This is a genomic window from Nocardia sp. NPDC004654 (genome assembly GCF_040609595.1).
In the GTDB taxonomy this organism is placed as follows: Bacteria; Actinomycetota; Actinomycetes; order Mycobacteriales; family Mycobacteriaceae; genus Nocardia.
This window is the reverse complement of sequence record NZ_JBEXKI010000009.1, coordinates 190,086-204,569: the sequence shown is the minus strand read 5'-3', so window position 1 is coordinate 204,569 and position 14,484 is coordinate 190,086. Positions and strand designations below refer to the sequence as shown.

Genomic DNA, 14,484 nt, shown 5'->3' with positions numbered 1-14,484 from the left:
TCCGTGGCGTCGTTGAGATTCTCGCCGGACCCGGAGGTCCGGCGCTGCGCGCCCGTAGGCGCTCACCTCGGGGATGCCCTCGGCGTTGAGATTCTCGCCGGACCCGGAGGTCCGGCGCTGCCCTGCATGAGCTGCAGTTATGCTCCGCGAGACAGTACACCGATACGTCAAAGACAACTCGCCGACGAGATCTGCCCACATCGCCAGTTCGGAACCCTCCTGGAACTTCAGCCGCACCCCAGGTTCCGACCCGAACACACAACCCAGAACAACCACCCCATCACCACTTGGCAACCGTGCGCTAGGAAGCCTAGGCGGCTACCTAGACCAACCCCCGCAACCTTCGCAGGGTTCGCGGCACGATGCCACCGAACTGCCTCGCATTATCCTCGGAATCATATTGGTGGAATGGGATTTGCGGGCTGCCCGTACCGGCGATGCGAGCTCGCCAGGGCATGAATATGCGACCTGCAGACGCGGGCCATGGACCACGCTGTCACCTCAGGAGATAAACGAGGTGTAATCTCGCTCGACATGAACACATTCGCGTTGCAAGCGTGCAGCGCGCCGTGGACTCTTACAGATGTAAGGACTCCTTTTCGTAGCGAATTTGCGCTGCCATAGGTGTCTTTTCGTCGTTCGGAGACCATCCGCGCACACCGCAGCGAGCGGTGGTGACGCCATTCTCGCCTGGTGACCACCATCGCGGCATCCGACGTGTCGACATCAATGGCGCGTTATGGCGAAAACCGTTGTGCACACCGCGGACTGGGAGCCTGCGACCCGCCTGGACATGCGCCGCCACAGCGAGGGCGTCATCGTCCGCGTCAATGCAGCCTCATGGGCGGCTAGCCACTCCACCTCCCGGCACGTATCCGTCGGCAAGTCGGCATCGACCCCAGCCACCGCGAACTACTGAACCGCCGACCCAACCAACGCGGCGTTCTGCTCATGTGCCGATCCGTGTCGTTGACGACCTGCTCGGCAGAGCAGGAGCGTCGAGCCAGGGGCGCGGGACTCAGCCGCAGCTCCCCGTGGCGCTCGAGTGGTCGGCGGGGCGATATGACCTATATCGGCGCGGGCCAGCCGACGACGCCGAAGGCCACATCCTGAACGTGGACTACATGGAGAGACGAGCCTGTCCTCGACCAGTCGAGATGGAGGACGGGCCACTTCCCCGTCGGTCCCGGGAGCGCCACAGCGTTCTCGGGCCGCTGTGACCGGAGCGGGGCCGAGAGTGAGCGGGTGCGGTCCGACACGAATCGGCTGCGGCGGAAGGTGCGTTCCGATGTGCCGATCCTCCAGTTCCGATTCTTGGTGGCGGTGTCGCCTCGATGCTGGGGCTGGCAATGCGTTGGCGTGGAGTCGGTCTCGCTCCGAGGGGAGCTGGATGGTCCGCGCGCTGGTAGGCTCGCGGTTGGGAATCAGGCAGACGGGCCCGTGAGGAGTTCGTCATGCCGAATTCGAGTTCGAAACTGATCTGCTGTGCTGTGCTGTACTCGAAAGCGCCCGGCAGGGCCAAGGTTTCACACAGCAGAGCGCGAGTAGGGCACTCGCAGTGTTGCCCGCGCGACGCGACGCTCGCCGTTGCGCCATGCATTCCCGATCGGGACACCGTTGCGGCACTGCTTCGCCCGCTTCGTAGTCCTTCGAGGCGCAATCGCTTTCCGATCATCGCCGAGGTGCGCGGCCGCCGGATCTATTGTCTCCCAGGACTTTCGTTCGAAGCGTTCTCTCATGCGTGGTAAGCCGACGCCGAAACCGGCTCGATCCTCGGGTGGTTTCGCATCGACCGAGCCCACGTTAGGTGCCGATACCAGCGGGTTGGACGAGATCTGGCTCAGTACGCACGAGGTTGCGCGCCGCCTGCAGATTCCGGTGAAGACGCTGGCGGCGTGGGCCGCGGGTGGTCGCGGCCCACGCTATGCGCGGATGGGCAGGTACCGCCGCTACCGGCTCAGCGACTTGCTCGCCTGGGAGCAGCAACAGGTGGAGCGCGGAGGCGGCGGTCGCAGCAGTTCGTGACCGCCTAGCGCTGGAACCAGCAGCTGCGGCGGCGGATGCCACTAACACTGACAGCAATCTTCTAGCAACTATTTGGCTCTTGCGGCCAGTTGGATGGTCGCTGCACGCTGACCGGCGCACTGAAGCATCTTCGCCGGGCGCAGCTCCCTGACCACTGAGACCGAAGCACGACGCGACGCCGGGCGGTCATCGATCGGGGCGAACTGGCGGCAATCGAGATGATTCGGAAGGGAGGCACGTGGGAGGACGGCTACCGAAGCCGGTGGGTACCTTCGGGGTGCCGACCAAGCCGAAGAAGCAGGCCAACGGACGCTGGCGGACAACCGTGCGGTACTACGGCGCAGGTGGGGCGCATCAGATCGAACGGATCGGCTCGAGTGCCGACGATGCCCGAAACCGGTTGGCCGAGGCGATGCGCGACTATCGAGACCAGCTCGGCCAGGGACGAATCACGCGCACTACCAAGCTGATCGATCTGGCGGCCGAGTTGCTGCGCGAGCTGGCCGGTGACGACGCCTACGCCGCAGGCAATGTGGAGGATTACCGGCGCGAGATCTATGTCTCGAAAGACCGGCGTGCCAGCCGGAAGACGATCAAGATCGAGAACTCGCTGGGTCGGCTGCAGATCTGGCAGGCCACCGCCAGTGAGCTCGACCGCCACCTCAAACACCTCGTCTCGCTGGGATTGCGACGCAAAGCCAAGCAACACAAGATCATCCTGCGCGCCATGATGCAGATCGCGGTCCGCCACGGGGTGATCGACACCAACCCGATCGACGGGGTCGGCGGATTCACCCGCCGCCGCGTCACGGCGCGAGGCAAGGTGCAAGACCACGGCGCGCTCCCAGCGTTCCGGGCGCAGGTGCGTGCGTGGGCGCGCGGAGAGGCCATCCCCGGCACCCCCGGCTACGTCAGTGGGCCGGCGCGGGATTGGACGGTGGTGTGGGTGGTCGATGTGATCACCGGGACCGGGATGCGTCCACACGAGGTGTTCGCCCTGCTGCTCGACGACATCGATCTCGACGCCAGCGATCCCTACCTCGATGTAACCGGCACCCTCGTCGAGGTCAAAGGCGAGGGCTCCGGAGGATGGGTACGCAAACCAGCTCCCAAAACCGACAACGGGTGGCGGCGCATCCTGCTGCCCGAGCACACCGTCGAGGCGGTCCGGGAGGCGATCAAGGACCTCGAGGTCACCGCCCGGCCCAACCCGATGGGGTTGTTGTTCCCGGCGCGCAACGGCTCGGTGCGCAACCCGAACAACTTCGGACGCATCTGGCGGGCAGCGCGTGGGGAGAGCTTCGCCTGGGTCACTCCGCGAACCTTCCGCAAGGGCGTGGCGACCGCGGTCGATCACGCCTACGACGACCCCGAGCGTGCCGCGCGCCAGCTGGGCAACACCCGGGAGGTGGCCAAGACCCACTACATCGACATCCCCGAAACGGTGCCCGACAACCGGGACGTGCTCGAGGCCTGGGCGCGGGGGTCGCGGGAGCCGAAAACGTGAGATTTTTGTGAGAAACGCTCGAATTCCGACGTCCGGCCGAGAACGAGAAAACCCCTTCCGACCTGGTCGGAAGGGGTTTTCTATGTCGGGCTGACAGGATTTGAACCTGCGACCACTTGACCCCCAGTCAAGTGCGCTACCAAACTGCGCCACAGCCCGTGGTGCGCCCGCTTGGGGCGCTTGAAGAGATTACAACAGTGTATGTCTGGAGAGCTAATCCGCTGGTCAAACGGGGTGGCTCCAGGCCGCGCGCGGTCGGTCCCGCCGTGGCGCGTGGCCGCGATCCGAGCCGCTGCGAAACCTTCCGGATCTCGTCGATCCCTTCCCGCCAATCGTATTGCGCGAGCATGCCGAGACAAACCGAGCCAGGGCTCTCCTAGTGCGGAGACCGCGACGTGTCGTAGTGGCGGCCGGGACCCTCCAAGCCATGGCGGACAGGGGGCGATGAGCCAGGGTTATCGGACATGAGCAAGCTCGGCACCCGATGCAGCGCCCTCGTCGATCCACAGGCGCTCAGACCCAGCACTGGGCTGGATCCAACGCCTCCGAACGAGCGGCACTACCGCTCAATACCGAAGATTCCACGACACCAGGCCGTGATTCAGCGCCCAGCTGGAACATCTCGCGCAGTGGACAGCCAATATCAGAATTATCTGCAACACAATATCGATAGCGCTGAGGAATATTCGATACTAGGTGCCGGCCTACTGGTGATGCACATCACGTCGATCGGCCGCGGCGCTGTCACCACCCCTCGACACCGCCCCACGAATCAATCTGAAAATCCAGACGACGACGCATGCCGCGTAGCGGAGAGACCCCCGCCCTGACCGCGGCCGCGGGCGCCGAAGGAGATGTATGACGATTCCCGATCAGCAGAATCAGACGAAGAGGAGTGCGCGGCCGGCACCGGCGACCAGCGAGTCGGAGGGATACGCCCGCGGTTTGACTCCGCGGACGATACAGATGATCGCGATCGGTGGGGCGATCGGCACCGGTCTGTTCTACGGTTCGGCCGGAGCGATCGAGCAGGCGGGGCCCGCGTTGATTCTGTCGTATCTCGTTGCGGGAGTGGCCGTCTTCGTCGTGATGCGCGCGCTTGGGGAGTTGCTGACGTACCGGCCGGTGTCCGGCAGTTTCGCGGAGTACGCCAACGAGTTCCTCGGCCGTTTCGCCGGGTTCGCCACCGGTTGGACCTATTGGGCGGTGTGGGTGAGCACCTGCATGGCCGAGATCACCGTCGCGGGCAAGTACGTCGAGTACTGGTTCGACATCGAACCGTGGATCACCGCGCTGGTTGTGTTGACGGCGCTGTTCGGTGCGAACATGATCTCGGTACGGCTGTTCGGGGAGGCCGAGTTCTGGTTCTCCGCGGTCAAGATCACCGCGATCCTCGGCATGATCCTGATCGGGATCGGAGTTCTGACAATAGGATTCGGCCACGCCGCGCAGCCGTCCGTTACCAATCTATGGGACGACGGCGGAGTGTTCCCCCAGGGCTTCGGACCGTCTTTGATGACATTGCAGATCGTGCTGTTCGCCTACGTCGGCGTCGAACTCGTCGGTGTGACCGCCGGCGAGGCCCGCGACCCGAAGAAGACGCTGCGGAAAGCGATCAACACTCTGCCGATTCGCATAGGCCTGTTCTACATCGGTTCGCTGTTGGTGATCATGTCTGTTGCCAGTTGGCGAACGTTCCACGCGGGAAGAAGTCCGTTCGTCGAAGTCTTCGAGCAGATCGGAATCCCCGCCGCGGCAGGCATTGTCAACTTCGTCCTGCTCACCGCCGCACTGTCGTCGTGCAACTCGGGCATCTACTCCACGGGACGGATGCTTCGCAGCCTGTCGCTGCGCGGGGAAGCACCGGCCGCGGTCGGCGCACTCAACTCCCGCTCGGTGCCCTTCGCCGGAATCTGCCTTTCCGCCGGTGTCATGGTTCTGGGCGTAATCGTCAACGCCATCTCCCCCGACAGGGCGTTCGCCTACATCACCTCGGTCTCCACCGTCGGCATCATCTTCGTCTGGGGAATCATTCTCGTCTGCCACATGATCTACCGCGCCCGCGTCAGGGCCGGCGCACTGCCCGCCAGCGACTACCGGCTGCCCGCCGCGCCGGTGACCACTTGGTTCGCGCTCGGACTTCTCGTTCTCGTCGTCGTTCTGCTGTTGTTCACCGGCAGCGGGCGCACCGCCGTCGCGGTCGGCGCCGTCTGGGCGGTGGCCGTCGGGGCGGGATACCTCGCTTGCCGTGTGCGCAACGCCAAGTCCGAATGAAATCCGAAGGTGGATCGAACAACTCGTCTCTCAGTTACAGGCAGAACGTGATGTATTCGAACGGATCGACACCCACAATGGACCGAATCAGGACAGTCCCGTTGTTGGAACCCGCGCATCTACTTCAGGCCATCTCCGGATGCCGTACCGGCAGCCTGCCTCTCGTGGAATGGGTACGAGAGCTCGGCGATATGCATGCCGAACTGATACCCGCACAAATCGCCCCGATGCCGCAGTACAAAGCGGTTGCTCGTGAACGGCTTCGCTTAAGGATCGACCGAGTCGTGCGCGAGATCGATTCGTGGGCGGCGCGCAACCTTCCACGTACGAAAGGCGCACGCAAGCACACGCATTCGCTGGGCGAGGTGTTGAGCCACATCGCCAAGCTGTATGCGGAGACGTGGTGGACAGTGCTGCATTCGGCGGATGGCGAAACGCGCCACGAGGCATGGTGTCACCTGAGCGAAGCCCGAGAGGGCTACGCGGAAATGGTGGCGGAGATTCGAGCACGGCGTCTCCAATTGCCATTGGGATGGATGGGAATTCGAGCTCGGACGTAGCCGCCAGTTCCGGAATCAGGCCGAGGTACGGCGACACTCCTGCCGTCGCGCGGGTGCGTCAGATCGGAGAGCTGCCGAAACTGCCCTCGAGCCGGTTCCGCGAACCCGGGTGGATCAGTCGGGCCGCGCTGACCAGGCCGGTCGACGACCAGGTACGCCGCCGGATCAACAGGCACGGTTCCGAGCGTGGGATACCGAGCAATCTGCATTCCTCGGCGCTGGCCAGGACCGCCTCGACGACGTGCTCACCACGCTCCAGCGGGGCCACCTTGCTGAGATAGGTGTTCGGGGTCAGCGTGGTGAAATCCTGCTGGAGATACTCCGGCGCCTCGGCCGGGTTGACGTAGCGGTCCTCCACCTGAATCGGCACGTCGTCCTCGAAATGCACGATCAGCGAATGGAACACCTTGCCGCCCAGTGCGTTACCCAGCACCGGGTGACCCATCTCGACGTCTTCGGCCCGGACGAACACCACCTCGGTGCGGTGCCGATGCCCGCGCTGCTGGATCTCGTCGGCGATGTTCTTCACCTCGAACAGCGGTGAGGCCGTTTTGGCCTGCGCCACGAAGGTGCCGACGCCCATCACCCGGTTCAGCACGCCGTCGGCGGTGAGGTCGCGCAGAGCCCGGTTGATGGTCATCCGGGACAGGCCCAACGCGTTGACGAGTTGGTTCTCGGAGGGGATCTGATCGCCCGGCCGCCACCGGCCGCCCTTGATCTGCGAAGCGATCAGCTGCTTGACGCGCTCGTACGCGGCGAACTCGGTACCGAGTCCGTCGTAGAGCGCGGCCAGGTCCGCGTCGACTATTTCGATCGCCACCACCGACATCCGTTCCCTTGCCTCACGGGGCTTCGCACCGACACGCTCCGCGCCGACACCCGTAGCCGCCGGGCGACGACCGACAGCGCCGCCGAGTCTCGGTCGCCCGATTCCGATATCGCCCCGAGGATACGTCGCGGACGGACCGGTCGGGCCACGCCGCGGTCGGCACCGCACTCGGCGTCGCCGAACACCCTCCCACACGCCAGCGGCGCTGCGTTCGCTTCGACCACTCGTTCCAGGGCGCGGCTCGACCGCGTCCGACGCGGGACGCTCGCGCCGCGCGCTGTTCGGATCGACATGTCGCTCATAGCTTCCCGTAGTGGCCGATGCGTAGTGGCGCGAGCAAGTGGAAGACCTCCGAGCACGCTTGACAGGTGGTTGTATATACAGGACTATACACCCATTGAGTGACCCCGCGCACACCCGTCAGAGGAGAGAACATGACCGACGCATCCACGCCCGAACCTGGCCCACGTCCCGTCTCCGCGGACCGCGGCACCGAACTGAGCACCCTCGGCTGGCAGCAAGAAGGCGCGCTGCGGATGCTGATGAACAACCTCGACCCCGAAGTCGCCGAACGCCCCGACGATCTCCTCGTCTACGGCGGCACCGGCCGGGCCGCGCGCAGCTGGGCCGCGTTCGACGCGATCGTGCGCACACTGAAGACCCTGAAATCCGATGAGACGCTGCTGGTCCAGTCGGGCAAGCCGGTCGGCGTCTTCCGCACCCACGAGTGGGCGCCCCGCGTTCTGCTGGCGAACTCCAACCTCGTCGGCGATTGGGCCAACTGGGAAGAGTTCCGCAAGCTGGAGCAGCTCGGCCTGATCATGTACGGCCAGATGACCGCCGGTTCCTGGATCTACATCGGTAGCCAGGGCATCCTGCAGGGAACCTACGAAACCTTCGGCGCGGTGGCGCGCAAGCGATTCGGCGGATCCCTGGCGGGCACCATCACGCTCACCGCGGGCCTCGGCGGCATGGGCGGCGCCCAGCCGCTGGCGGTGACGATGAACGAGGGCGTGGCGATCTGCGTGGAATGCGACCCGGCGCGCATCGACCGCCGCATCGATCACGGTTATCTCGACACCAAGGCCGAGACGGTGCAGGAGGCGCTCGACCTGGCGATCCGCGCCCGCGACGAGCGCAGGCCGCTGTCCATCGGCGTGCTCGGCAATGCCGCCGAGGTCTTCCCACAGCTGCTGGCCATGGCAGCGCCGATCGACATCGTCACCGATCAGACCTCGGCACACGACCCGCTGTCCTACCTGCCGATCGGCGTCGCGCTCGAGGACTGGCACACCCTCGCCGACAAGGATCCGGCCTGGTTCACCACGGAGTCGCAGGCATCGATGGCCAAGCACGTCGAAGCCATGGTCGGCTTCATGGACAAGGGCGCGGAGGTCTTCGACTACGGCAACTCCATCCGCGACGAGGCCCGAAAGGGCGGCTACGACCGCGCTTTCGAGTTCCCCGGATTCGTCCCGGCCTACATCCGGCCGCTGTTCGAGGAGGGGCTCGGCCCGTTCCGCTGGGCCGCGCTGTCCGGCGACCCGAAAGACATCGCCGCCACCGACCGGGCGATCCTAGAGCTGTTCCCGGAGAACGAGCACCTCCGGCGGTGGATCGAGCTGGCAGGCGAGAAGGTGAAGTTCGAGGGTCTGCCCGCGCGGATCTGCTGGCTCGGTTACGGCGAACGACACCGTGCCGGGCTGAAGTTCAACGAGATGGTCGCCTCGGGCGAGCTCTCCGCGCCCATCGCCATCGGCCGCGATCACCTCGATTCCGGCTCGGTGGCCTCGCCGTATCGGGAAACCGAGGCGATGGCCGACGGCTCCGACGCCATTGCCGACTGGCCGCTGCTCAATGCCCTGGTCAACACCGCCTCCGGCGCCTCGTGGGTGTCGATCCACCACGGTGGCGGCGTCGGCATGGGCCGCTCCATCCACGCCGGGCAGGTGTGCATCGCCGACGGCACCGAACTGGCCGCCCAGAAGCTGGAGCGCGTACTCACCAACGACCCGGGCATGGGCGTCATCCGGCATGTCGACGCCGGCTACGACCATGCCGCCGAGGTGGCCCGCGAGCGCGGCGTGCGCATTCCGATGAACTCTTGACAGCTTGTATATACGCCGGATTCACTGCAGAAAGCCAGGCCCGCCAATGAAGAACGACGGCAACCAAGAGGATCTCCTCACCCTCGAACGTCGCACCATCGACGTCGTGCCCGACGACGAACGCCACGGCACCCCGCGCAGTCAGTTCACCCTGTGGTTCGGGGCGAACATGCAGATCACCGCCATCGTCGACGGCGCACTCGCGGTGGTGTTCGGTGCCGACGCGCTCTGGGCGATCCTCGGTCTGCTCATCGGCAACGTCGTCGGCGGCGCGGTGATGGCGCTGCATTCGGCCCAGGGTCCGCGTATGGGGCTGCCGCAGATGATCTCCAGTCGCGCCCAGTTCGGCGTCAAAGGCGCGGTGGTGCCACTGATCATGGTGATCCTCATGTACCTCGGATTCGCCGCGACCGGGACCGTGCTGGCAGGCCAGGCCGTGAACAAGATGCTCGACATCGACAGTCCGACGGTCGGCATTCTGATCTTCGGCGGTCTCACCGCCTTCGTCGCGATCACCGGCTATCGCTTGATCCACATCGTCGGGCGCATCGCCACCGTCATCGGCATCATCGGCTTCACCTATCTGGCGATCCGGCTGTTCGCCGAGTACAACGTGGGCGATTTCGTCGGCACCGTCGGCTTCGACACGGTCACCTTCCTGCTCGCGATCTCCCTCGGCGCCGGTTGGCAGCTGACCTTCGGCCCGTACGTCGCCGACTACTCCCGCTATCTGCCGCGCGGCACCAGTGAGCGCACCACCTTCTGGTCCACCTTCCTCGGCAGCGTGATCGGCTCGCAGTGGTCGATGACCTTCGGCGCGCTGGTCGCCGCCGTCGCGGGTGATGCCTTCCTCGGCAATCAGGTCGGTTTCCTGGGTGAACTCGCCGGACCCGCCGTCCTCGCGTTCCTGATCTACCTGGTGATCGTGGTCGGCAAGCTGACGGTCAACGTGCTCAACGCCTACGGCGGGTTCATGTCGATCCTGACCACCGTCACCGCGTTCAACGGCCGGTCCCATATCTCCACCGCCGCGCGCGCTCTCTACATCCTCGGCTTCGTCGCGGTCTCGATGCTGATCGCCATCGCCGCGAGCGCGGACTTCCTGAACAACTTCAAGAACTTCGTGCTCGTGTTGCTGATGGTGTTCACCCCGTGGAGCGCGATCAACCTGATCGACTACTACCTGATCTCCAAGGAACGCATCGACCTGCCCGCGCTCTACGACCCGAAGGGCCGCTATGGATCCTGGAACGTGCCCGCGCTGGTCTGCTACGCCCTGGGTGTCGTCGCACAGATCCCGTTCCTGGCGCAGAAGATGTACACCGGACCCATCACCGACATGCTCGGCGGCGCCGATATCTCGTGGATCGTCGGCATCGTGTTCACCGGCGCGATCTACTACCCCGTCGCCAAGCGCACCAACAACCCGCCCGCGCAGATGATCTATCCCTCGCAGACCGAGATGGTCGATACCCGGATCTAGGAGTCATCCATGCCGACCACCGCACTCACCGACATCGGACTGCTCGTCACCAACGATCCCGCCTTGGGCGACGGCGTCCTCGGCCTGCGCCGGAACGCGGCGGTCGTCTTCGAGGACGGCATCGTCGCGTGGGTCGGCGATTCCGCCGACGCGCCCGCGGCGGATACCGGCCACGAGCTGGGCGGGCGCGCCGTGCTACCCGGATTCGTGGAATCGCATTCGCATCTGGTGTTCGCGGGGGATCGGGCCGAGGAGTTCGCGGCCCGGATGTCCGGGCAGCAGTACGCCGCGGGCGGTATCCGGACCACCATCGAGGCCACCCGGGCCGCCACCGATCAGCAGCTCGAGGCGAATGTCCGGCGGTTGATGGACGAATCACTGCGGACGGGCAGCACGACCGTCGAGTGCAAATCCGGGTACGGGCAGTCGGTCGAGCACGAATTGCGCAGCGTTCAGGTGGCGGGACGCTACACCGACGAGGTGACGCTGTTGGCCGCGCACGTCCCGCCGCCGGAGTACGCCGGGCGCGTCGACGACTACGTAGCCATGGCGTGCGCGGAGATGATCCCGAAATGCGCGCCGCACGCGAAATGGATCGATGTGTTCTGTGAGCAGGGCGCTTTCGACCGAGATCAAGCACATGCCGTGCTCAGCGCCGGTGTGGCGCACGGGCTGATTCCACGGGTGCACGGAAACCAGCTGCGGCAGGGGCCCGGTGTGCAGCTGGCGGTGGAGCTGGGCGCGGCGTCGGTCGACCATGTCACGCACGTGAACTCGGCCGATATCGACGCGCTCGCCCACAGCGACACCGTCGCCACTCTGCTGCCCGGCGCCGACTTCTGCACCCGCGGCAGCTATCCCGACGCTCGCGCACTGCTCGACGCCGGGATCACGGTGGCACTCGGCGCGGACTGCAATCCCGGCACCAGCTACACGACCAGCCTGCCGTTCTGTATCGCGATCGCGGTACGCGATATGCGCATGACTCCCGACGAAGCCGTCTGGGCCGCCACCGCCGGTGGCGCGAGGGCGCTGCGCCGCACCGATCTCGGCGCCCTCACTCCAGGCGCCCGCGCCGACGCCCTGGCGCTCGACGCACCTACCCACCTGCACCTGGCCTACCGGCCCGGTGTTCCCCTGATCAGCCGAGTGTGGCGCGAAGGCACGCTCGCCTACTCGAAGTGAGGAGGCCACCACGATGCACCCCGCGCCCCGCTGGACCGGCCGCACCGACGGCACCACGCCCGAGCATCTGCGCTGGCATCAGGTCGTCGAACCGTACGTACCTGGCGCCGAGCCGGGCGCCTGCGTGTTCGTCGGCTTCGCCAGCGAGGAGGGGGTGCGGCGCAACAAGGGCCGCATCGGTGCGGCGGCCGGACCCGATGCCCTGCGGCAGGCACTCGCACCCATGGCGCTGGCCGAACCGCATCGCGCGTTCGACGCGGGCACCGTCGCGGTGACCGACGAGAAGCTGGAGGAAGGCCAGCGTGACCTCGGCGCCACCGTCAGCGCCCTGCTGGACGCCGGTCACTTCCCTATCGTTCTCGGCGGCGGGCACGAAATCGCCTACGGCACCTACCTCGGCGTCGCCGGATCCGCGCGGCGTACCTCGACCACCCGTGTCGGAATCCTCAATCTCGACGCGCATTTCGACCTCCGCGCCGATCCGGTCCCCAGCTCCGGCACCCCGTTCCGGCAGATCCTCGAAGCCGAGGGCGACGCCGTGCGCTACGCCGTGCTCGGCATCAGCCAGCCGAGCAACACCGCCGCGCTGTTCCACACCGCCGCGAAGTTCGACGTCCGCTACCTCCTCGACGACGACTGTGACTCCACCACGTCGCTCACCTTCGTCGAGAACTTCCTCGCCGAAGTCGACTTGGTGCACCTGACCATCGATCTCGACGTCCTGCCCGCCGCCGTCGCGCCGGGCGTCAGCGCGCCCGCGGCGTTCGGGATCCCCCTTTCGACGATCCAATCCGTCTGCGACCGGGTGACCGCGAGCGGCAAACTGGCCGTCGTCGACGTGGCCGAGCTGAATCCCAGCCTGGATATCGACAACCGGACCGCGCGCGCCGCGGCACGGCTGCTGCACCGCATCGCCACCCGGCACGTCCCGCACCGGGCCCTCGGCTGACCGCTATCAGCGGGACCGATCATCGAGACCGGGACACACCGGGTCGTAGAGCCGCTGGGCCCGCCGCAGATCTACCTTTTCGCCGTCGTCGAGTTCGAGAAAGAAGTCGCACTGCCACTTCTGGGACCGCATCGCTTGCCGGTTCTGGGTCGCGGACCACGGCGGATACACCCGAAATCCGCGCTTCCCGCCGCGACCGGCCACGGAAACGACGCCGTGCTCGACCAGTGCCGCCTTCGGGAACACGAACTGACCGAAACGCTGCTCTTCTCGGGCGGTGATCACCAGCAGATCGACGCCGTCCTCGGCCGCCAACGGCTCCGTCGACCCATCCGCCGCACGCCTCCACACCGTGACGAACAGGCCGACCTTGGTCGGTGTCAGCTTGCCGACTCGAAACCTGATCGACCCGCGACCCACGCGGGAAACGAACGCCCCGTACTCGGCGTTCTCCGTCTCGGGAAGCGCCGCCGCGAACGCCAAACCCAGCGAGTCGAGAAGAAGCCTCGCCTCGGCCACATCGGGATGCACACCAACCAACTCCTCACCGAACAAAGACCCGCAACGGCCTGTCCCATGCTGAACACCACGGCACAACAGGCCGGAGCCCCCGGCAAGGCAGCCTACGAGGCGCACGTCGATGTACGACCCGGTGTCCTTCTTTTGTCGGATGTGGGTGGGAGTTCAGCCGCTCGACGATGAGAGTCCTGCCGGTCCGAAAGGAATTGCATGACTTTCACTCTCGTCGCGGCGTTGATCGGGCTCGCGCTCATCGACAGCACCAGCTTCGGCACGCTGCTGATCCCCATCTGGTTGTTGCTGACTCCGGGGCGGTTGCGGGCCGGGCGGATCGCGGTCTACCTCGGGACCGTCGCGGTGTTCTACTTCGGGGTCGGAATACTGTTGGTCCTCGGCGCGGACGCCGCGCTTTCAGCGGTGGGCGCGATCGAAGTCCCACCGGTTCCGCTGCGAATCGGGCAACTGATCCTCGGCATCCTCATCATCGCGCTGAGCTACCGGCTGGAGGCCAGGGCCGAACGACGGGCCGGGACGCCAGGCAGGATCCAGCGCTGGCGGTCCAGAACGATGGCGGGCGACGGCAGCGCGGGGAGCCTGATGAAGCTCGCACTCGTGGCCGCCGCCCTGGAAGTCGCCACCATGCTCCCCTACCTCGCCGCCGTCGGACTGATCGCCAATGCCGATCTCCCCTGGCAGCTGACCGGCTTCACCCTGGCCGCCTACTGCGTCGTCATGACCCTGCCCGCCATCGCCTTGGCACTGGCCCGCCTCGCCGCGCACCAGCGGGTCGATCCGTTCCTGCAGCGAATCAACGACTGGTTCACCCGGAACAGCGCGAAGGCCCTCGGGTGGACCGTGGGCGGGATCGGCATCGGCATAACTCTCAACGCCGCGACCGTCCTCGCCGTCAACCCGACCTGAACCGATCAGGGGATCGCGCCGGCACCACCGCGGAGGTCTCCCGGAAACGGCGAAGATGATTCGACCAGGCGGCCGCGGTAACCAGTCGATCCGGTAGATCCGCGTGTGATTCGCCTCTTTCGAG

General features: G+C 66.0%; 11 protein-coding genes, 1 tRNA gene and 1 CRISPR repeat array (1 of these 13 cut by a window edge). Of the genes, 9 read left to right on the top strand and 3 right to left on the bottom strand.

The features are described 5' to 3' along the window. Positions 1-121: direct repeats of the CRISPR family, unit length 37 nt; unit sequence GTTGAGATTCTCGCCGGACCCGGAGGTCCGGCGCTGC; it reaches 1,359 nt to the left of the window's first position. Between the two features lie 1,703 nt (positions 122-1,824). After that, complete coding sequence (locus ABZV58_RS28525; protein WP_355003262.1) at positions 1,825-2,025, top strand: helix-turn-helix domain-containing protein; 201 nt, start codon at positions 1,825-1,827, stop codon at positions 2,023-2,025. Positions 2,026-2,287: 262 nt separating this feature from the next. Further along, on the top strand, positions 2,288-3,532 hold the full coding sequence (locus tag ABZV58_RS28520) for a hypothetical protein (protein WP_355003261.1): 1,245 nt from the start codon (positions 2,288-2,290) through the stop codon (positions 3,530-3,532). Positions 3,533-3,617: 85 nt separating this feature from the next. Here the strand turns inward: ABZV58_RS28520 and ABZV58_RS28515 are convergent. After that, positions 3,618-3,691 (bottom strand) — tRNA-Pro (locus ABZV58_RS28515). 699 nt (positions 3,692-4,390) lie between these two features. Between ABZV58_RS28515 and ABZV58_RS28510 the strand changes: the two genes are divergently transcribed. Both ABZV58_RS28510 and ABZV58_RS28505 read left to right on the top strand, forming a co-directional pair. Beyond that, a complete protein-coding gene (locus ABZV58_RS28510) occupies positions 4,391-5,806 on the top strand; it encodes an amino acid permease (protein ID WP_355003260.1) in 1,416 nt (471 codons plus the stop codon). A gap of 164 nt (positions 5,807-5,970) precedes the next feature. Beyond that, complete coding sequence (locus ABZV58_RS28505) at positions 5,971-6,366, top strand: hypothetical protein (protein WP_355003259.1); 396 nt, start codon at positions 5,971-5,973, stop codon at positions 6,364-6,366. 58 nt (positions 6,367-6,424) lie between these two features. Here the strand turns inward: ABZV58_RS28505 and hutC are convergent, their stop codons facing one another. Further along, a complete protein-coding gene (gene hutC, locus ABZV58_RS28500; protein ID WP_355003258.1) occupies positions 6,425-7,195 on the bottom strand; it encodes a histidine utilization repressor in 771 nt (256 codons plus the stop codon). A gap of 434 nt (positions 7,196-7,629) precedes the next feature. On the opposite strand from hutC, the gene hutU reads away from it, so the two are divergent. From hutU to hutG, 4 genes are read left to right on the top strand one after another with little or no spacing between them, the layout of a single operon-like run. Continuing rightward, complete coding sequence (gene hutU, locus ABZV58_RS28495) at positions 7,630-9,303, top strand: urocanate hydratase (RefSeq protein WP_355003257.1); 1,674 nt, start codon at positions 7,630-7,632, stop codon at positions 9,301-9,303. A gap of 46 nt (positions 9,304-9,349) precedes the next feature. Further along, positions 9,350-10,786: a cytosine permease gene (locus ABZV58_RS28490; RefSeq protein ID WP_355003256.1), complete on the top strand. Its 1,437-nt coding sequence runs from the start codon at positions 9,350-9,352 to the stop codon at positions 10,784-10,786. A 9-nt stretch (positions 10,787-10,795) separates the two neighbouring features. After that, positions 10,796-11,971 carry an imidazolonepropionase gene (hutI, locus tag ABZV58_RS28485; protein ID WP_355003255.1) on the top strand — a complete coding sequence of 392 codons (1,176 nt, stop codon included), beginning with the start codon at positions 10,796-10,798 and terminating at the stop codon, positions 11,969-11,971. Between the two features lie 13 nt (positions 11,972-11,984). Beyond that, positions 11,985-12,920: a formimidoylglutamase gene (hutG, locus tag ABZV58_RS28480; protein WP_355003254.1), complete on the top strand. Its 936-nt coding sequence runs from the start codon at positions 11,985-11,987 to the stop codon at positions 12,918-12,920. A gap of 6 nt (positions 12,921-12,926) precedes the next feature. Here hutG and ABZV58_RS28475 read toward each other — a convergent pair whose 3' ends face one another. Then, positions 12,927-13,451: a MepB family protein gene (locus ABZV58_RS28475; protein WP_355003253.1), complete on the bottom strand. Its 525-nt coding sequence runs from the start codon at positions 13,449-13,451 to the stop codon at positions 12,927-12,929. 198 nt (positions 13,452-13,649) lie between these two features. Between ABZV58_RS28475 and ABZV58_RS28470 the strand changes: the two genes are divergently transcribed. Then, positions 13,650-14,360: a GAP family protein gene (locus ABZV58_RS28470; protein WP_355003252.1), complete on the top strand. Its 711-nt coding sequence runs from the start codon at positions 13,650-13,652 to the stop codon at positions 14,358-14,360. Positions 14,361-14,484: the final 124 nt, after the last annotated feature.